The sequence below is a fragment of the Nisaea denitrificans DSM 18348 genome, assembly GCF_000426505.1.
GTDB classification, from domain to species: domain Bacteria; phylum Pseudomonadota; class Alphaproteobacteria; order Thalassobaculales; family Thalassobaculaceae; genus Nisaea; species Nisaea denitrificans.
Genome location: NZ_KE384531.1, coordinates 79,452 through 96,525, shown reverse-complemented (window position 1 = coordinate 96,525; position 17,074 = coordinate 79,452). Strand labels below are relative to the sequence as shown.

Genomic DNA, 17,074 nt, shown 5'->3' with positions numbered 1-17,074 from the left:
GCGGAGACCTTACTGGGCAGCGTCCGCCGCCGTCTCTTCCTGCGCAAAGCGCTGCGGCAGAAGCGAGATGAAGGCGCGGAATGGCACCAGAAGGACCGCTGCCATGGCCAGCTTCGCCCCGTAATCGCCAATCGCCCATGTCACCCACGGCAAGCCGGTGGCGTAGAAGGCGAGAGAGAAGAACAGCGCCGTATCGAGGGCGGAGGACAGCAACGAGGAAATCACCGGCGCTTTCCACCAGCTTTGCTGGCGCAACCGGTCGAACACCCAGATGTCCAGCAGTTGGGCGGTCAGGAAGGCGGTGCCGGAGGCGAGCGCAATGCGCTGATCGGCGAACCACAGGGACAGCGCGACACCGGTCGCGAAGCCGGCATAGACAACCTTGCGGGCGGGTTTCGGGCCAAAGATCCGGTTCACCAGATCGGTAACGAGAAACGCGATCGGGTAGATCAGCGCGCCCCAGGTCAGCCAGTCATTGATTGGGTAATTGACCGCGATGTTCGAGGCGAGCACGACAACGCCCATGGCGCTCATACCCGCGACAAGCCCTGTACGGCTGAACGCAGCGTTTTCTGTGGTGGTCATGGACCAGGTCCTTTTCTGTTCTTGCCGATGCGGGAAGCCACATCGGCACGATGTCTTCTGCCGGTGTGGGAAGCCTCACCGGCCAAACAGTGGGGCAGCTCATATGTCTTTCACTGCGCTTTGTCGATGCGAAACTGCCCTCAAGGCATCAACAGCCCGCAAGGCATGTAAACAAGCCCGCAGTATACTGCAGCGCAACATGCATGATACTGCACATTCATGCTGGCTGCGATGCATTCTCCTGCTGCATAGCAGCCTCCATTTACATCCATTTTGGCATCAATTTGATGTCAAAAATATTAATTACCGGATTATCGGCAATTGTTATGCTGCACTCATAGCCAATTCAAAGGAGGCCGATATGAGAACCACCCTGATCCGCACTCCGAGTAACGCCGAAATCGTTGCCGGCATTGCCCATGGCAAGCGCGAGCGCGCAAAGGCAGTAAAATTAATGATTTCCGATATCTACGATACTGTCAGGAAACACTTTGAATGGCGCGCGAACATGAGCCGCACCGCCATTTCAGCCCGGTGCCCCGATTGCAGTTGCTGATTACAGGGCACGAAATCGCCACTGCGCGGCATCTCGCACATGCATCATTTCCAAAACGGCATACCAGCCTTGCTGCATTGCAACATTGAAATGTCAATGAACCTGACCTAAATTGTCAGTCATTGGGAAACGCAAATGGCCAAGCAGCAAGAATCAGCGGGCTCGCCGAGCAAAAGGAGCACTGTTATGACTGCTACAAAAACCCTCATTAATCGAGAAACCATCAACTTCTCTGAAGTCGAGCGTTATGTCGCCGCCGGCCGCGCCGAGCGGTCCAAAGCCGTCCACGAAGCGCTGCGCGCTCTTGGTCGGAGCATCGCGACACTGTTCGACCTTCATGCCGCGATGCAGAAGAAGGTGAGCTTCGAGCCGACCATCAAGGTCGCCCCGAAGCACTAAACTAATACCTCCCCCGAGTTCGAGGCCGGGAAATCGCCGATCAGGCGGTTTCCCGGAGCTTGAACCGCTGGATCTTTCCCGTCGCCGTCTTCGGCAGCTCATCCGCGTAGATAATCCAGCGCGGATATTTGAAGCTCGCCAGATCCTTTTTGACGAAAGCGGTCAGATCCTCCGTCAGCGTATCTGACGCATCGACCCCTTCCGCCAGCACCACATAGGCTTTCGGCTTGATCAGACCGTCATGGTCCGGATGGCCGACCACAGCGACTTCAAGCACGGCCTCGTGCTTCAGCAGCGCGCCCTCGACTTCGAACGGCGACACATAGATGCCGCCGACCTTCATCATGTCGTCATTGCGCCCGCAATAGGTATAGACCCCGTTTTCGTCCGCGACATACTTGTCGCCGGTCCGCGTCCAGGCGCCCCGGAACGTGTCGATGCTCTTGGTCCGCTGGTTCCAGTACATCACCGCAGCTGTCGGCCCGGACACCTCCAGAATGCCCATTTCGCCGGGCTTGCAGTGGGCCCCGTTCTCGTCGACCAGACGCAACTTATAGCCCGGAACGGCCTTACCGGTCGCCCCCGGCACGATCTCCCCGATCCGGTTGGAAATGAAGATATGCAGCATTTCCGTGCTGCCGAGTCCGTCCAGAATTTCCGTGCCCGTTCTCTGTTTCCAGCGATTGAGCAGTTCTTCCGGCAGCGCTTCTCCGGCCGAGACACACAGCCGCAACGCGTGCTCCTCCCCTGCCGGTAGATCCTTTGACGCGAGCAGCATGCCGTACAGCGTCGGCACGCCGAAAAACAGCGTCGGCTTGTGCTCCCGGATGATCTCGCAGACTGCGGCCGGCGCGGGCGGGCCTTCCAGCAGGATTGCCGTTGCCCCGACCGCGAAGGGGAAGGTCAGCCCGTTCCCGAGCCCGTAGGCGAAGAACAGCTTGGCCGCCGAATAAACGACATCTTCCTCGGAAATACCGAGCATTGGCACGGCGTAGAGATTGGCACTCTCCATCAGGTGGGAATGCAGATGCACCGCGCCTTTCGGCATGCCCGTCGTGCCGGAAGTGTAGAGCCAGAAACAAAGATCGTCCGGCGTGGTCTCCTCAGGCGCCGTGTCGTCCCCCGGTGCCGCAATGAAATCCGCGAAGGATTGCCGTCCCGCCACGTCGGCGCCGGAGACCACGACATGGCGCGGCTCCGCCCCGACTTCCGAGAGCACGGAGTCGATCAGATTGTCGGAAACGAACAGGGCTTCGGCCCGGCTGTCGGACAGGATGTAGGCATAGTCCCGCGGTGCCAGCCGGGTGTTGATCGGCACCGGGATCGCACCGGCCCAGATCGCCCCGAGAAAGGCCGTCGGAAAATCGATGGTGTCATGCAGGGCGAGAATGACGCGCTGCTCCGGCAGCACACCCGCCGCCCGGATGGCGTTCGCAAACCGCTCAATCCGGTCCGCCAGCTCCTGATATGTGTACGAGCCGCCACTGTCGATAACAGCGGTCTTGCCTCCTCGGCCCGCCTTGAGATTTCGGCCGATCAAGTCTTCTGCCGCGTTATAGAAACGCGCGGCAACGGCGTCCTCCGCCATATGTCCCTCCCAGTTTGGCCGTTTTGGCCGAAATGAACGGGTGCCGTTTACCGGCACTCCATTTTTCTTAGATTGAGACGCCGCGCCAGGGAATCAGGCGGCGGCTTTCGCCTGCAGCGCGCCGATCCAGCCTTCGATCCATTCGATGGCCTCGTCTTCCGCGAGCGCACCGGAGTTGGCATCATGGATATGCCGCTCGATCACACGTTCGGCACCGCATTCCGTGAGAATCGCGTCGAATTTCTCGCCGGCGAAATTGAAGGTGTCTTCGTATGTCGTATCGCCAAGACCGAAGACTGCGAAGCTGACCCGCGCGAGGTCCGGCTTTCCGGAAACCAGAGCTTCGAAGAATTCGGTGCCGTTATCGGGGATCTCGCCATACCCGTAGGTCGCGGTGCAGATGATGACGTGACCGCCCTCATCGAAGACCTCGATACCGAAATCTCCCATCAGAGTCGCTTCCGCCTCATATCCCCGGTCTTCCAGGATGTCGACCATCTCCTGTGCGCAGAGATCTGCCGTACCGCCTTGTGTGGCAACGAGAATCTTTACCTTCATTCCTCGAATACTCCTCTTCGGCCGGGTCCCGGTTTGGTAATATGAGCTAAATCAGACACGCACTATAATTCATGTTATCGTAAGGCGCAAAGAATGATAATTCAGGTTCATCCGGTTTATCGGAAACCGGTACGACAACCGCAAGGAACTGTCCCAGGGCCATGAGGCAGAGAACGCACAGCGAAGTGCCGCACCAGCGCCGCAATACTCTCGGGATCGAGGATTACCTCACCCGTCTCGGCGATCGGGTGCGCGCGGCGCGGGCGCAGCGCGGCATGTCCCGGAAAATCCTGGCGCGGGATTCCGGCGTCTCCGAACGCTATCTTGCCCAACTTGAAAGCGGCCGCGGCAACCCGTCGGTTGCGGTGCTGCACCAGGTGGCCGACGCCATGGACATGTCCGTGATGGAACTCGCCGACCCGCATGGCGGCACCGATCCGGCGCTGGCGGAAATCCAGGCGCTGCTCGCGCCGCTGGCACCGTCGGAATTGTCGGAAGCGGCAGAAATTCTGGAACGGCGTTTTGCCGGCAGCGGCACGCGGGGACGGCGGATTTCGCTGATCGGCCTGCGCGGCGCCGGGAAAACGACGCTCGGCAAGGCGCTGGCGGACACGCTCGGCTTTCCCTTCATCGAGCTTAACCGGGAGATCGAGCGGGACTACGGCGCCAGCATCGGCGAGATGCTGTCCCTCTCCGGCCAGCCGGCCTTCCGGCGTTACGAGAATCGCTGCCTGAACGCCATCCTGAACGAGTATGACGAAGCGGTGATCTCCACCGGCGGCGGCATTGTCGCCAATACGGACACCTACACCATGCTGCTGCGCCGCTCGCACACGATCTGGTTGCAGGCAAGCCCGGAAGAACATATGCAGCGCGTTGTCGAACAGGGTGACATGCGCCCGATGGCCCAGAACCGCGAAGCCATGTCAGACCTCCGCGCCATCCTCGAAGCCCGCGCCCCGCTCTATGACCGGGCCGAGACCAGCGTCGACACGGCGGGCGAAACGCCGGAGTCCAGTCTCGCAAAACTGACCGAAACGGCGCGTGAGCTGATCGCCTAGGCGAAAGCGGAGATATCGACGGGCAGGCGCTTCTGCCCCCAGTTTCCCGGTTTCGGCTCGAAGACGCCGGCGAGTTTCGTGCCGCATCCGGTACAGCAGCCCTTCTCATCCAGGTTCCAGTCCGACAGCACGTACCAGTCCCGGCCGATCACCCTCTCGCCGCAGCCGCTGCAATAGGTGCTCTGCCGGCCGAGATCGTGCACGTTCCCGGTATAGGCGTAGCGCACGCCATTGCGGCGGGCGATCCGGCGCGCCCGGGCCAGGGTATCGAACGGCGTCCGCTCCTTGTCCAGCATCCGGTAATCGGGATGGAAGGCTGAGAAATGCATCGGCACGTCGGGGCCGAGATGCTCGACCACCCAGCCGGTCATCTCGTCGATCTCCCGCTCGCTATCGTTCTCGCCGGGGATGATCAGGTTGGTGATCTCGAACCAGACATCGGTTTCTTGCCGCAGATAGAGCAGCGTATCCAGCACCGGACCAAGCTCGCTCTTGGTCACCGACTTGTAGAAACTTTCGGTGAAGGCCTTCAGATCGACATTCGCCGCATCGACATTGCGGAAGAAGGCGGGCCGCGCCTTGTCCGTCAGATATCCGGCCGTCACCGCGACGGTCTTCACCCCGGCTTCCCGGCAGGCGATGGCAACATCGTCGGCATATTCATGAAAGATGATCGGATCGTTATAGGTGAAGGCGACAGAGCGGCAGCCGAGCTTGGCGGCGGCCCGGGCAATCGCCTCCGGCTGCGCCTCGGACTGCATCGAGTCCATCTCGCGGCTCTTCGAGGTGTCGTGGTTCTGGCAGAAATTGCAGGCCAGATTGCAGCCCGCCGTGCCGAAAGACAGCACAGGCGTGCCGGGCAGGAAATGGTTCAACGGCTTCTTCTCGATCGGATCGACACAGAAACCCGAGGACCGGCCATAGGTGGTCAGCACGATCCGGTCATTCTGCCGCGCCCGCACGAAACATAGTCCGCGCGCGCCTTCCTTCAGCTTGCAGTACCGCGGACACAGCTCGCACTGCACCCGCCCGTCATCCAGCAGGCTCCAGAACTCCGTCTCGACAATAGGCCCTTTGCCCTTCAGCGCGGGAGGCGCGCTTTCGGCAAGGCCCGGCGCTTCGTGCATGACCATTTCGCTCACCAGCAATGTTCTCTCGCCGGGTTCTCGCCCGGGTTTTTAAACGATTATACTCCGCCCCGGTTTTGACCGCTTCCCCAAACCCGGGATCGCTCCTTGTTCTCCACACTCATCCTGCCCATCGCCCCGATTTTCCTGCTCATCGTCCTCGGCCACCTGCTCCGCCGGGGCGGTATTCCGAGCCTCGAATTCTGGAACCTGAACGACAAGCTGGTCTACTGGGTGCTGTTTCCCTGCCTGCTGTTCAACAAGATCGCCACCATCGATTTTTCCGGCGTGCATCTGGGCGGGCTGGCGGTCGCGGTCTATAGCGGGTTCGGCGCAGCGGTGCTGTTCTCTCTGCTGCTGTTCTTCCTGTTCCGCACGGAGCGGCCGCTCTGGACCTCCGTGCTGCAGGGCTGCTCCCGGCACAACACCTTCATCGCGCTTGCCGTGGGGGAGCAGGTCTTCGGCGCCGAAATCCTCGGCACCGCAGCGCTTGTCACAGCCCTGCTGATCCCGGTTACCAATGTGGTGGTTGTCTGCCTGATGGCAACCGCGCTGGCCAAAAAGGACGGCGGCAGCCTGACGGCGGCGATTTTCCGGGACCTGGCGCGCAACCCGCTGCTGCTCGCCATCGGGCTTGGCCTGGCGTTCAACTTCATGGGCTGGGCCGAGGTGCCGGTCCTGACCGACATGACGACGATCCTCGGCGCCGCAGCCCTGCCCATCGTCCTGCTCTGCGTCGGTGCCAACATCCGGATCCGGGCCATGGCTACCGATATCAAGGCGACCCTGTTCTGCGTCGTCGGCAAGATGATGGTGTTTCCGGCGGCAATGGCCTTTGCGGGTTACGCCATCGGGCTGGAGCCCACCCTGTTCCTGGCCGCCATGCTGTTCGGCGCCTCGCCGACGGCAGCGGGCGCCTACACGCTGGCCCGCGCCATGGGAGGAGACGCACCGGCAATGGCCGGGATCGTGACGATCCAGACCGCGTTGTCTTTTGTGACCATGCCTGCGACGCTTTTGCTCGCTCAACACCTAATCGGGCAATAACCCCTCCCGTTCGCACCAATCGCTCCCTATATTCGGTGCATGGAACAGGAAATGACCGCAACCACTGCCGTCCGTGCTCCGCATGTCGCAGGCGCCTTCTATCCGGGTGAGCCGGGTGCGCTGGAGAACATCGTCACGGAGTGCCTCACGGGCGCCGCGGAGACGCCGGTGCCGGATGCGAAAATCATCATCGCGCCGCATGCTGGCTATGTCTTTTCCGGCCCCATTGCCGGGACCGCGTTCAAGCCGCTCGGCAGACGCCGCGATAGCATCAAGCGCGTGGTTATCGTCGGCCCGGCCCACCGGGTCGGGTTCAAGGGGCTGGCGACGACCAGTGCCGATGCCTGGGCGACGCCGCTCGGCACCGTGCCGGTTGCCTGGGACGCTTTGCGCACGCTTATGACCCAGCCGAACTTCCACGTCTCCGACCGGGTGTTCGAGGGGGAGCACAGCCTTGAGGTTCATGTCCCCTTCCTGCAGCAGGTGCTCGGTGATTTCGAGATCGTACCGATCCTGGTCGGCGATGCCGGTGCGGGTGACGTCGCACGGGCGCTCGATGCCGTCTGGGGCGGGCCCGAAACGCTGATTTCGGTCTCCTCCGACCTGTCGCATTTCCTCGATTACGACAGCGCCCGCACGCTCGACGCCAGCACCATGCAGCGGATCGAGCTGCTGAAGCTGGAAGAGATCGACGGAAAAGGCGCCTGCGGGCACCGGGCGATTGCCGGTGCGCTCAGCCTCGCCCGGCGGCGGGACATGCGGGTGACGGCGCTCGATACCCGCAATTCAGGCGACACGCATGGTCCCAAGGACCGGGTAGTCGGCTATGGCGCGGCAGCGATGGAATATGCCGGGAGCGCGCGCATTCCGGAGGCTGACCGGGAGCAGATGATCGAGGCCGCCCGCTTCGCCCTGCGCTTCGGTGCCGAGCATGGCCGCCCGCCGGACGCGCAGCTTGGCAAAAACCTGTCCCCCAGCCTGACCGCCATGCGGGCCAGCTTCGTCACGGTGAATATCGGCGGCAAGCTGCGAGGCTGCATCGGCAGCGTGATCGCGCATCAGCCGCTGCTGCTGGATGTCATCACCAATGCCTACAAGGCCGGTTTCGGCGATCCCCGCTTCCCGCCGCTGACCGCCGAGGAGCTGGCAACGGCGGACCTGCACGTCTCCATCCTCTCCACCCCGCACGCCCTGCCCTTCACCAGCGAGAAGGATCTGGTGTCCAAAGCGCGGCCGGACGTGGACGGGTTGATCATGCAGGAGGGCAACAAGCGCGGCCTGTTCCTGCCGAGCGTCTGGGAAGGCCTGCCGAAAGCCGAGGATTTCATCCGCAACCTGAAGCGCAAGGCCGGTTTGCCGATGGACCACTGGTCCGACAGCCTGCGGGTGTTCCGCTATACAACGGAGAGCTTCGGGGCGCCGTTCTCGGATCGCTCCTAGGGAGAGGAATACGCAAGATGACCGGCACCGGGCCGACCGCGAACTGGCATGTCCACTACGTCAACGCGCGCGGCAAGCTCGACGATTTGAAGCCGCATGTCGAAGCCGCCCTGCAAGACGTCTATCCACGCATTTCGAAAATATGCGAGCCACCAGTCGTCGATATTCTGGTTGAGGCCGTCTGGAACAGTTCCGTCATTCCGGAAAGAGGGCATCTCGGTCGCGGGAACGAAGACCTCGTCACGCTCTGGCTCGCTCCCGAGCATCCGATGCTTGCAGAAAATCTCGGGGAACCTCTGGCCCGGGTGATCGCGCACGAAATGAACCACGTCTTACGGTTCCGCAGTGCGGGCGGATCGAAAACCCTGGGCGATCTCATCGTGAGCGAAGGTCTTGCCTGCCAATTCGTCAAAGAACTCTTCGGCAACGCGCCGGAGCCGTGGGAGCAAGCTCTTTCGAGATCCGAGCTTGGTCAATTCATCCCGCGTGCCACAGAGCACTTCGAATCTTCTGCCGACTGGCGCTCGCAAGAGATAGATATAAGCGAATGGATGTTCGGCACCGGCGCTTTACCGCGCTGGCTGGGCTACACGCTCGGCTATGAGCTGGTCGGACAATATCTTGAAGACCATCCCGACCTCAGCGCGTCCGGCCTTGTCGACATACCGAGCACCGACTTCAAACCGGCACTCGCCAAACTCTCGGCTTAACCCGCCGCCACGCCCGGCAAAGCCGTCACCTGTTTCGACCAGACCGCCAGCGGTGCTTCGAAGCCGCGGATCGTCCGCTACGCCAGCGATCCGGCATCTCCCGGTGACGGCATGTGACATCCCGTAAAGGATCGAAAGGCGGACTTAACTGCCATTCATCGCCCAATTCTCAATGGGGGTTTTCAATAACCCGGTGTCACTCAGCCAGTGAAACCCGGAACAGCAGTGTTGCATGCCCACCCAGTGATTTTGCGGCGGTATAGCTCCGCAACAACGATCCACCAGATTTTTCAATTACCCGGATTGACGCGGGGTTATCGGGACTGGTTGTGATATCTACATACTTCAGGCCGAAAGCGTGCGCCTCTGGAAGAAATGCAATCAGTGCAGCGGTTGCTAATCCTTCTCCCTGCCTCCAAGGCACTACAGAATAACCAATGTGGCCAGAACATGTGGGCGGCAAATCCTCGGTTCCGGGTTTCCAACGCAAACCAATATGGCCACAAAACTCATCGTCCCACAGCCAGCGCCGGATACTTGGCAGACGCGGGACTTCAGACCCGTCAGGTAATCTTATTGGACCCGCTTTCGCCGTAGGATCATCCAGACCAGAGACAAATAATGCTGCGTCCTTGGAGATCCTCGAAAGCTGTTCCTGTGTTGTTTCTGGTCTCAAATTGTCTGGTGACCATCCTCTCTCCAGCGCATCAACATAAGCCGGAATTTGATCCATGCTGGGCTTGAGCAGTTTCATTCGTGGTCACATTCACTCATTTGCAAATCCGAGCGAACACTTGTCCATCACGTAAAACGAGTCAAGATCCGCTCGAAGCTGCCGTTAACCATATGGCCGATTCAATCCCCATTCGGGCATGCGGCGCAACTGCCGTCCAAGAGCACAGCAGAGCACCCCAAGCATCTGTTCGATGACGGCTATCGGGTTCCATGTTGTCGTCGCAACTGTCTTGGTGCCTGATTTTGACGATTTTGCCGAACCTTCACGGCCAGCGTGACCAAATATCCAGGCCGTTTTTTCTTTCACGCCCAGAATTCGTGACATGACAGCACGAGGAAAAGTGCAGCTATCACCCTAATTCGCCGTCCCGTCGGGCAAGGCTGTCATCTGTTTCGACCAGACCGCCAGCGGCGCTTCAAACCCACGGATTTTTTGTTCGCCGAGCGGCTTAAGCAGATCATCCGGCCTTGCTTTCCCCGCCACACCGGCATCGGCCAGCACGGTCGCGCCGACATCCTTCGCCAGAACTTCCAACCGGGCCGCCCGGTTCACCGTGTCGCCATAGATCGTGAAGGCCTGCCGCTGCTCGGAGCCGACACGGCCCGATGCGATCTTCCCGGCGGCGAGGCCGACGCGAACGCGGAACCCGCACTCATCGGCGCACTTCAGCAGATCGGACGCGGCATCGAGGGCCGCCCGTTCAGGCTCGCGGATCTTCAGCGGTGTGTTGAAGGCAGCGAGCAGGCCGTCGCCGGTAAAGCTGATCACCACCCCTTCCCGCCTCGAAATCGCCTCGGCGGAGCGGGCGAGGAAAGCGCCCAGCGTTTCGATCACCTCCTCCGGCGGGCGGCCGTCAGCATAGGCGGTGAAATTCTCGATATCGAGCACCAGCGCGACCCCGTGCCGCACCTGTGGCGCGAGAGCTCCGCGGGACGAGGCCAGTCGCTCTGCGATTGTTTCGGGAACGAACCGGCCGAAGGTCCGGACTGCCCGCTCACGCGCCAGCTCGGCCTCCACCTGGGCCACGAAAACGCAGCGCGCCCGGTAGACCGCGAGTGCAAGAATGAGGGCTGCGATCATCAGCAGCACGGTTTCCTGGAGCCGGGTCCCGTAGCCGACGAAATCCGGGGAGAGAAACAGGCTGAGATACTCGGACGCCGTCGCTTCGGGAGACAGGTCGCCCCATGAAAGCCGCTGCTCCATCCCGGCAATGGCGAGACCGAAAGCGGCCCACCATCCGGTGACGGCGATCACACCGGACCAGGCTACCAGACGCCAGGACAGGGTCAGGCAGGCCATGGCAACCAGTGGAAACAGGAACTGGACGCCGAAGGCACGGAAGGCGAGGATTTGCGGCAGTTCCGGCGCGGACTGGCTGACCGGAATGACAACGAAGACAGCACAGACCCCGAAGATGTCGCTTGCGTAGAGGGCATATTTCAGCCACCAGCGCTCGTACCGCGTACCGATCACAACATAGCTGGCGATCCCGATGGCCGCGAACAGGGCAAGCGCGGAAAGGGCCATCAGGTTGGGCGTGAACCCGGAAAGGTTCAAGCCGACAGTCAGCCAGAACATGCCAACCGCGATGGCGGCAGTACGGCACAGGATCGCCAGTTTAAGGCCCTGCCGTTCCGCGACCAGCAGCCGCTCCCTTGCCACCCGACCCGCCATATTTCGTCCCCGGCTCACGCGGGCACAAAAGTGCGCGCCGCAATCACTGCATTCAGCCTGATCGCGGCGCCATAGGCTAGACCGCGAGTGCTGTCGATAGCGGCGTCGTCGGATGCGCCGACGCCGTGACCCCGCTATCGGAAACCATTGCCCCGAGCGGGCAGGCATACATGATCGGGTAGGTGGTCGCCGGCCAGCTCTCGGTCGGGGCCACAGCCTTCAGTGCCGCCATGGTCGCTTCGTCGAAGCGGGTATCGGCATAGATTGTGTCGATGGCGCTCAGATCAACACGCGGCATGTTCAACGCGGTCTGCATGTCCATGCCGAAATCGTTCATGAAGGAACAGAGCTGGTAGACGGCGGGCATGATCTTGCGGCCGCCGGAAGCGCCGAAACCGAACCAGGGCTTGCCGTCCTTCGTCACCACAGCCGGCACCATGTTGCAGAGCGGCTTTGTGTCCGGCTTCAGCGAATTCGGCCGGCCCGGGCGCGGATCGAACCAGTTGATGCCGTTATTCATCATGATGCCGGTTTCCGGGAACAGCACCCGGCTGCCGAAGCGGGACAGCAATGTCGTCGTGATCATCACGATATTGCCCTCGGCATCAGCGGCGGCGATATGGCTGGTGCAGCTCCGGTCGCCATGGTCTCCGGCATGGCCGAGATTTTCCATCCGGTATTCGTAGGCAGCCTTCAGGGTGCGGGCGTAGGCGGCATAAGTTTCCGCGTCCGGCGCCGAGCTGGTGAAGGCAGGCAGATCTTTCAGGGCATCGGCAAAGCTCGGCCCTGCTGTCAGGCCGCCCGGCACGTGATAGGTCGCCTCGCCGCGCCTCATCGACAGCGGCTCCTGGATTTCCGCTTCGTAGGCCTCTAGGTCCGCCATCCGGACAGAGGAGCCGAGCCGTTCCGCGTCCCTTGCGATACGTTCACCGATAGCGCCGCGATAAAAGCTCTCCGCGCCGTCCCGGGCGAGTTCTTCAAGCGTGTCGGCGAGATTGCCGAGGGAGAGGAATTTCGGTGCCGGGTCGGCGCCCATTGCCGGGGGGAAGCCGCCGGGAAGCCAGGTTTCCGCCGTCGCCGGGCTTTTCTGCAGTGCGGGCATGTCGGCACCGCACATCAGCATGGTCCACCAGGTCACCCGGTGCCCGCGCCGCGCGAGTGCGGCAGCAGGCGCGATAACATCGGCCAGGCTCTTGGTTCCGTATTTCTCCATCGCCAGCGCATAACCGGCGACCGTGCCCGGTACGGCAATCGAATACGGGCCGTTAACGTTCCGGTCGTCCACCACCGCCGGCCAGCCGAAAAGATCGGCGCCGGTGCCTTCAGCCAGCGGATAATCGGCCGGGTTCAGCCCCTTGGCGGACTTCATGGCGAAATCGACGACCCGGACCGCCTTTTCCTTCGCCGAATACAGCGTGATGTAGCCGCCACCGCCAAGACCGCTCATCCAGGGTTCGGCAACGGTCAGGGCAAAGGCCGTCCCGATTGCCGCATCCATGGCATTGCCGCCATCCTTCAGGATTGCCTGCCCGACAGCGGCCGCTTCGACATTCTGGGAGGCCACGGCACCGCGCGGACCGGTTGCCGCCGGCTTTTCCGATTGCCATGTCTCATAGGTCCGCTCGAACGCGGCGACGGAAGCGGGAACGCTCATCAAAGGTACTCCGGGCATGAAGGTTGCATTGCCGCAAGAGGGTGCGACACCCTGAGTGTGATATCGATGGTATGTAAAAAGCAATTCGGACGTCAGAAAGGGTGATGTTCCAATGACCAGCGACGGGAAATCGGCCCGCTTGGCTGTCCTCGCGATCCTGACGGCGCTGTGCCTGCAGTTTTCCGCGCTGCATTCAGCCGGAGCGCAGCAGACACCGCCTGACGAGCCCCCGAAGGACGTCAACGACGAGGACTGCTCGAAAATCCCGGGCGGCAATGCGCCAATTAATATTCTGGCCCGGCTGAAAGGCGGCATGGCGGTCGAGAATCTGGAATTCACCTACTTCACGAAAAAGCTCCACGAGCTGGCCCAGGAAGATTTCGACTACCTGAAAAAACTGATCCCCTATTGTGGAAACCAGAACTCAGAACAGATCGGATACATCCTCGACCGCCTCTCGGTACTGGTTCTCGAAGCGCAGCAAACGCGGCAGAAATCCATCGACTGGATCAAGGAGACAACCGAAAGGCTTGAGAAAATGCCCGCGACAAAGGCATCGATCGAGGAAGTGCATAACATCGAGATCGAATTGAAGAACCGGCTTCTGGAGATGACCCGGGCCGACGGGAATTATCTTGCTATGAAGCTGAACGAGACCCGTAACCGGCTCTATCGGGACGCGAGCGTGGAACCCACAGGCAAAGAGCCGCAGGACCCGGACCTCATGATCAGTCCCTTCCTGCCGGAGATCCCCGCAGACGAGCGGAAACCCGATCCGAGCTGACACGACAGCCTTTGCATTTTTCCGCGTGCCAAGCTGCCCCGCGCGCGACACACTCCCGCTCTCAAACGAATAAAATGGGAGGAAAAAATGTCGGGGAGTGGAAAAACCGCACTCGTAACCGGGGCCGGAACAGGTGTCGGTCGTGCAGTCGCGCTGGCATTCCAGAAAGAAGGCTACAATGTCGTTCTCGCCGGTCGCCGGCTGGAGCCGCTTGAGGAAACCGCATCGATGGCCCATGAGGGCGGTGGGGCAATGCTCGCGGTGCCGGCGGATATCGGCAAGGTGGCCCAGGTCGACGCGCTGTTCGATGCGCTGAAAAAGACTTTCGGCCGGCTGGACCTGCTGTTCAACAATGCCGGCATGGGCACACCGGCGATCCCGATGGACGAGCTGACCGCCGAGCAGTGGCAAGCCGTGGTCGACGTCAACCTGACGGGCTCATTCCTCTGCGCCCAGCGCGCCATGGCGATGATGAAAGCCCAGAAGCCCCAGGGTGGACGGATCATCAATAACGGCTCGATTTCAGCCCATACGCCGCGGCCGAATTCCGCGCCCTACACCTCCACCAAACACGCCATCACCGGGTTGACGAAATCGATCTCCCTCGATGGCCGCGCCTTCGACATCGTCTGCAGTCAGATCGATATCGGCAATGCGGTGACGCCGATGACCGAACGCATGGTCAAGGGCGAAGGCGTGCCGCAAGCGGACGGCTCGATGATGATCGAACCGCGCATGGATGTGGAACATGTGGCCAGCTCGGCGGTCCATATCGCCCGCATGCCGCTCGACGCGAACGTCCAGTTCATGACGGTGATGGCAACCAAGATGCCCTTTGTCGGGCGGGGCTGACTTGGGTCGGGCGGGGCTGACTTGGGTCGGGCGGGGCTGACTTGGGTCGGGCGGGGCTGACTTGGGTCGGGCGGGGCTGACTTGGCTCAGAGATAATCCTGCAGCATCGCCACCAAGGGCACATCGGCGGGCGGCATCGGGTAGTCCTTCAGACGCATCGGACGCACCCATTTGACCGCCTGCCCTTCCTGCGGCGTGATATCTCCCCACCAGCGGCGACAGAGATAGAGCGGCATCAGCAGGTGGAAATCTTCATAGGCATGTGACGCGAAGGTGAAGGGCGCAAGGCAGCTCTCCTTCGTGTCGATGCCGAGTTCTTCCTGCAGCTCCCGGATCAGCGCGTCCTCCGGGCTTTCCCCCGGATCGACCTTACCGCCGGGAAACTCCCAGAGCCCGGCCATGGATTTGCCTTCCGGCCGCTGCGCCAGCAATACACGCCCGTCCGCATCGATCAGGCCGACGGCAACCACCATGACAATCGGTTTCGCTGTGGCGGCACTCATACCGGCACAACCTTCCCGCCGCGCGCCTGCCAGTCGGAACGCAGCATGTCGAGTTGCATCATATCAACCTCATCACCGAAATTCGGGCGTTTCACACGCATCGTGCCGGCATGGACAAGCCCGCATTTCTCCATCACCCGGATCGAGGCCGGGTTGTCCGGCATCGCCGCGCCCCAGATCCGCCTCAGCCCGAGCGCACCGAAGCCGAAATCGAGCAGGGCTGCAAGCGCTTCGCTGGCATAGCCCCGCCCCCAGACCGGTGTGGCGAGCCAGTAGCCGAAATGAGCTGTTTCTTCCGGGTCGAAACGCAGGTCGATGGTGCCGACAGGCTCCGACGTATCCCGATCGAGGATCAGGTAATAGAGTCCCTTTTCCTCCGCACGCCCGGCCCGCGCACGTTCGATATAGGTATCGGCATCCGGGCGCGTGTAGGGCCACGGAACGGAGGTCAGATATCTGACGATGCCGAAATCGTTCATCTGCGCATAGAGCACATCGCCATCACTAGGCTCCGGAGCCCGGAAGGCGAGCCGTTCCGTCGTCACGCTTTCCATCGGACGGAACCCTAGCTCCGGTAATCCGCGTTGATGCTGATATAGCCGTGGGTCAAGTCACAGGTCCAGACGGTCGCGGTACCGTCTCCGGCACCGACGCAAACGTCAATGCCGATTTCCTGCCCCTTCAGATGGGCGGCTACCGGCGCTTCGTCATAATTCGGGTTCCGCTTGCCATCGACGGCAATATCGACACCGCCGAAGCCGATACTGATCCTGGAGACATCGATCGGCTGTTCGGACTTGCCGACGGCCATGACCACTCGTCCCCAGTTCGCGTCCTCGCCCGCGATGGCCGTCTTCACCAGCGGTGAATTGGCAATCGAGAGCGCGATCTTGCGCGCGGAGTCATCGGAGACAGCGCCGGTAACGCGCACCTCAATCAGCTTCTGCGCGCCCTCACCGTCTCGCACCACGAGCAGGGCCAGCTCGCGCAGGACCGATTCCAGGGCCTGCTTGAAGCCATCAAGTGCCGGCTCCGACGCCGAGGCCGGAGCCGCATTCCCGGCAGAACCGGTCGCGAACAGCAACAGCGTGTCGCTGGTCGATGTATCGCTGTCGACGGTGATGGAATTGAAGGTCCTGTCGACAACCGGAGAAAGAATTTCCTGCAGGATTGCCGCCGGAACCGCCGCGTCGGTAAAGACGAAGCTCAGCATCGTGGCCATATTCGGCTGCACCATGCCGGAGCCCTTTGCGATACCGGCGATGGTTACCGTCTTGCCGTCGATCTCGGCCGTGGCACTGGCGCCCTTCGCAAAGGTATCCGTCGTGCGGATCGCGCCGGCCGCCGCGTCCCAGCCACCTTCGGTCAGCTTGGATTTCGCATCCGGCAGTTTGGCGATGATCTTGTCATGCGGCAGGATTTCGCCGATCACCCCGGTCGAGGCGATAAATACCTCATCCGGCGCACAGCCGAGCACACCCGCCGCCGCAGACGCGGTTTCCCGCACCGATGCATCACCAATGGCGCCGGTGAAGACATTGGCGTTGCCGGCATTGACGACAAGCCCGCGCCCACTGCCTTTGGCAAGGATGTCCCTGCACCAGGTCACGGGCGCGCCCGGTGTCGTGGAACGGGTCAGCGTTCCGGCGACGGTGGTTCCGGGCGCAAGCTCGGCAACCAGCACGTCGTCCCGGTTCTTGTATTTGATCCCGGACAAGACCGTTGCGGTACGCACGCCGGCAATTGCCGGAAGTGTTGGAAAAGAGGCAGGAGCGAGCGGCGAAACCTGGTCGGTCATGG

19 protein-coding genes are annotated in these 17,074 nt (G+C 61.7%); 8 read left to right on the top strand and 11 right to left on the bottom strand.

The annotated features are described in order from the left end of the window. Positions 1-9 precede the first annotated feature (9 nt). A complete protein-coding gene (locus tag K328_RS24650) occupies positions 10-585 on the bottom strand; it encodes a queuosine precursor transporter (protein WP_051285046.1) in 576 nt (191 codons plus the stop codon). Between the two features lie 103 nt (positions 586-688). On the opposite strand from K328_RS24650, the gene K328_RS26725 reads away from it, so the two are divergent. Beyond that, complete coding sequence (locus K328_RS26725; RefSeq protein ID WP_156901451.1) at positions 689-1,141, top strand: hypothetical protein; 453 nt, start codon at positions 689-691, stop codon at positions 1,139-1,141. Positions 1,142-1,327: 186 nt separating this feature from the next. Further along, on the top strand, positions 1,328-1,540 hold the full coding sequence (locus tag K328_RS0117450; protein ID WP_028467071.1) for an RSP_7527 family protein: 213 nt from the start codon (positions 1,328-1,330) through the stop codon (positions 1,538-1,540). A 40-nt stretch (positions 1,541-1,580) separates the two neighbouring features. Here K328_RS0117450 and K328_RS0117445 read toward each other — a convergent pair whose 3' ends face one another. After that, positions 1,581-3,128 carry a benzoate-CoA ligase family protein gene (locus tag K328_RS0117445; RefSeq protein WP_028467070.1) on the bottom strand — a complete coding sequence of 516 codons (1,548 nt, stop codon included), beginning with the start codon at positions 3,126-3,128 and terminating at the stop codon, positions 1,581-1,583. 93 nt (positions 3,129-3,221) lie between these two features. Continuing rightward, positions 3,222-3,686: a flavodoxin domain-containing protein gene (locus tag K328_RS0117440; RefSeq protein ID WP_028467069.1), complete on the bottom strand. Its 465-nt coding sequence runs from the start codon at positions 3,684-3,686 to the stop codon at positions 3,222-3,224. A gap of 161 nt (positions 3,687-3,847) precedes the next feature. Between K328_RS0117440 and K328_RS24645 the strand changes: the two genes are divergently transcribed. Beyond that, positions 3,848-4,747: a helix-turn-helix transcriptional regulator gene (locus K328_RS24645; protein ID WP_084608379.1), complete on the top strand. Its 900-nt coding sequence runs from the start codon at positions 3,848-3,850 to the stop codon at positions 4,745-4,747. Here K328_RS24645 and amrS read toward each other — a convergent pair. Then, a complete protein-coding gene (amrS, locus tag K328_RS0117430) occupies positions 4,744-5,880 on the bottom strand; it encodes an AmmeMemoRadiSam system radical SAM enzyme (protein WP_084608378.1) in 1,137 nt (378 codons plus the stop codon). The two genes, K328_RS24645 and amrS, sit on opposite strands and share 4 nt — an antisense overlap. Positions 5,881-5,982: 102 nt before the next feature. Between amrS and K328_RS0117425 the strand changes: the two genes are divergently transcribed. The 3 genes from K328_RS0117425 to K328_RS24635 are packed head-to-tail and all read left to right on the top strand — an operon-like array spanning position 5,983 to position 9,071. Continuing rightward, positions 5,983-6,921, top strand: coding sequence for an AEC family transporter (locus K328_RS0117425; protein ID WP_028467067.1), 939 nt, complete (start codon positions 5,983-5,985; stop codon positions 6,919-6,921). A gap of 51 nt (positions 6,922-6,972) precedes the next feature. Next, positions 6,973-8,361: an AmmeMemoRadiSam system protein B gene (amrB, locus tag K328_RS24640; RefSeq protein ID WP_051285044.1), complete on the top strand. Its 1,389-nt coding sequence runs from the start codon at positions 6,973-6,975 to the stop codon at positions 8,359-8,361. Positions 8,362-8,378: 17 nt separating this feature from the next. After that, complete coding sequence (locus K328_RS24635; protein ID WP_051285042.1) at positions 8,379-9,071, top strand: DUF2268 domain-containing putative Zn-dependent protease; 693 nt, start codon at positions 8,379-8,381, stop codon at positions 9,069-9,071. 196 nt (positions 9,072-9,267) lie between these two features. On the opposite strand, the gene K328_RS26455 is transcribed toward K328_RS24635, so the two are convergent. From K328_RS26455 to K328_RS24625, 4 genes are all read right to left on the bottom strand, one after another. After that, positions 9,268-9,825, bottom strand: coding sequence for a GNAT family N-acetyltransferase (locus K328_RS26455; RefSeq protein ID WP_084608376.1), 558 nt, complete (start codon positions 9,823-9,825; stop codon positions 9,268-9,270). An 84-nt stretch (positions 9,826-9,909) separates the two neighbouring features. Further along, the gene (locus K328_RS26965; protein WP_205620701.1) at positions 9,910-10,131 is read right to left on the bottom strand and encodes a hypothetical protein; all 222 of its coding nucleotides are present in this window, start codon (positions 10,129-10,131) and stop codon (positions 9,910-9,912) included. A 30-nt stretch (positions 10,132-10,161) separates the two neighbouring features. Continuing rightward, complete coding sequence (locus K328_RS24630) at positions 10,162-11,481, bottom strand: adenylate/guanylate cyclase domain-containing protein (RefSeq protein WP_051285040.1); 1,320 nt, start codon at positions 11,479-11,481, stop codon at positions 10,162-10,164. Positions 11,482-11,557: 76 nt separating this feature from the next. After that, complete coding sequence (locus K328_RS24625; RefSeq protein ID WP_051285038.1) at positions 11,558-13,135, bottom strand: gamma-glutamyltransferase family protein; 1,578 nt, start codon at positions 13,133-13,135, stop codon at positions 11,558-11,560. A gap of 112 nt (positions 13,136-13,247) precedes the next feature. Here K328_RS24625 and K328_RS0117400 point away from each other — a divergent pair, with 112 nt between their 5' ends. Both K328_RS0117400 and K328_RS0117395 read left to right on the top strand, forming a co-directional pair. Beyond that, on the top strand, positions 13,248-13,919 hold the full coding sequence (locus K328_RS0117400; protein WP_028467066.1) for a hypothetical protein: 672 nt from the start codon (positions 13,248-13,250) through the stop codon (positions 13,917-13,919). 87 nt (positions 13,920-14,006) lie between these two features. Continuing rightward, on the top strand, positions 14,007-14,771 hold the full coding sequence (locus K328_RS0117395; RefSeq protein ID WP_028467065.1) for an SDR family oxidoreductase: 765 nt from the start codon (positions 14,007-14,009) through the stop codon (positions 14,769-14,771). A gap of 86 nt (positions 14,772-14,857) precedes the next feature. Here the strand turns inward: K328_RS0117395 and mutT are convergent, their stop codons facing one another. From mutT to argJ, 3 genes are read right to left on the bottom strand one after another with little or no spacing between them, the layout of a single operon-like run. After that, positions 14,858-15,274 carry an 8-oxo-dGTP diphosphatase MutT gene (gene mutT, locus K328_RS0117390; protein WP_028467064.1) on the bottom strand — a complete coding sequence of 139 codons (417 nt, stop codon included), beginning with the start codon at positions 15,272-15,274 and terminating at the stop codon, positions 14,858-14,860. Then, positions 15,271-15,828 (bottom strand): GNAT family N-acetyltransferase, encoded by a 558-nt coding sequence (locus tag K328_RS25980; RefSeq protein WP_051285037.1) that lies wholly within the window; start codon positions 15,826-15,828, stop codon positions 15,271-15,273. The genes mutT and K328_RS25980 overlap by 4 nt, the downstream gene beginning before the upstream one ends. A gap of 11 nt (positions 15,829-15,839) precedes the next feature. Continuing rightward, complete coding sequence (gene argJ, locus K328_RS0117380; RefSeq protein ID WP_028467063.1) at positions 15,840-17,072, bottom strand: bifunctional glutamate N-acetyltransferase/amino-acid acetyltransferase ArgJ; 1,233 nt, start codon at positions 17,070-17,072, stop codon at positions 15,840-15,842. Between the last annotated feature and the right edge of the window lie 2 nt (positions 17,073-17,074).

Coding starts and splice junctions, on each gene's coding strand:
- K328_RS24650 (WP_051285046.1), bottom strand. CDS start 585: ATGACCACCACAGAAAACGCTGCGTTCAGCCGTACAGGGCTTGTCGCG.
- K328_RS26725 (WP_156901451.1), top strand. CDS start 689: ATGTCTTTCACTGCGCTTTGTCGATGCGAAACTGCCCTCAAGGCATCA.
- K328_RS0117450 (WP_028467071.1), top strand. CDS start 1,328: ATGACTGCTACAAAAACCCTCATTAATCGAGAAACCATCAACTTCTCT.
- K328_RS0117445 (WP_028467070.1), bottom strand. CDS start 3,128: ATGGCGGAGGACGCCGTTGCCGCGCGTTTCTATAACGCGGCAGAAGAC.
- K328_RS0117440 (WP_028467069.1), bottom strand. CDS start 3,686: ATGAAGGTAAAGATTCTCGTTGCCACACAAGGCGGTACGGCAGATCTC.
- K328_RS24645 (WP_084608379.1), top strand. CDS start 3,848: ATGAGGCAGAGAACGCACAGCGAAGTGCCGCACCAGCGCCGCAATACT.
- amrS (WP_084608378.1), bottom strand. CDS start 5,880: ATGGTCATGCACGAAGCGCCGGGCCTTGCCGAAAGCGCGCCTCCCGCG.
- amrB (WP_051285044.1), top strand. CDS start 6,973: ATGACCGCAACCACTGCCGTCCGTGCTCCGCATGTCGCAGGCGCCTTC.
- K328_RS24635 (WP_051285042.1), top strand. CDS start 8,379: ATGACCGGCACCGGGCCGACCGCGAACTGGCATGTCCACTACGTCAAC.
- K328_RS26455 (WP_084608376.1), bottom strand. CDS start 9,825: ATGAAACTGCTCAAGCCCAGCATGGATCAAATTCCGGCTTATGTTGAT.
- K328_RS26965 (WP_205620701.1), bottom strand. CDS start 10,131: ATGTCACGAATTCTGGGCGTGAAAGAAAAAACGGCCTGGATATTTGGT.
- K328_RS24630 (WP_051285040.1), bottom strand. CDS start 11,481: ATGGCGGGTCGGGTGGCAAGGGAGCGGCTGCTGGTCGCGGAACGGCAG.
- K328_RS24625 (WP_051285038.1), bottom strand. CDS start 13,135: ATGAGCGTTCCCGCTTCCGTCGCCGCGTTCGAGCGGACCTATGAGACA.
- K328_RS0117400 (WP_028467066.1), top strand. CDS start 13,248: ATGACCAGCGACGGGAAATCGGCCCGCTTGGCTGTCCTCGCGATCCTG.
- K328_RS0117395 (WP_028467065.1), top strand. CDS start 14,007: ATGTCGGGGAGTGGAAAAACCGCACTCGTAACCGGGGCCGGAACAGGT.
- mutT (WP_028467064.1), bottom strand. CDS start 15,274: ATGAGTGCCGCCACAGCGAAACCGATTGTCATGGTGGTTGCCGTCGGC.
- K328_RS25980 (WP_051285037.1), bottom strand. CDS start 15,828: ATGGAAAGCGTGACGACGGAACGGCTCGCCTTCCGGGCTCCGGAGCCT.
- argJ (WP_028467063.1), bottom strand. CDS start 17,072: ATGACCGACCAGGTTTCGCCGCTCGCTCCTGCCTCTTTTCCAACACTT.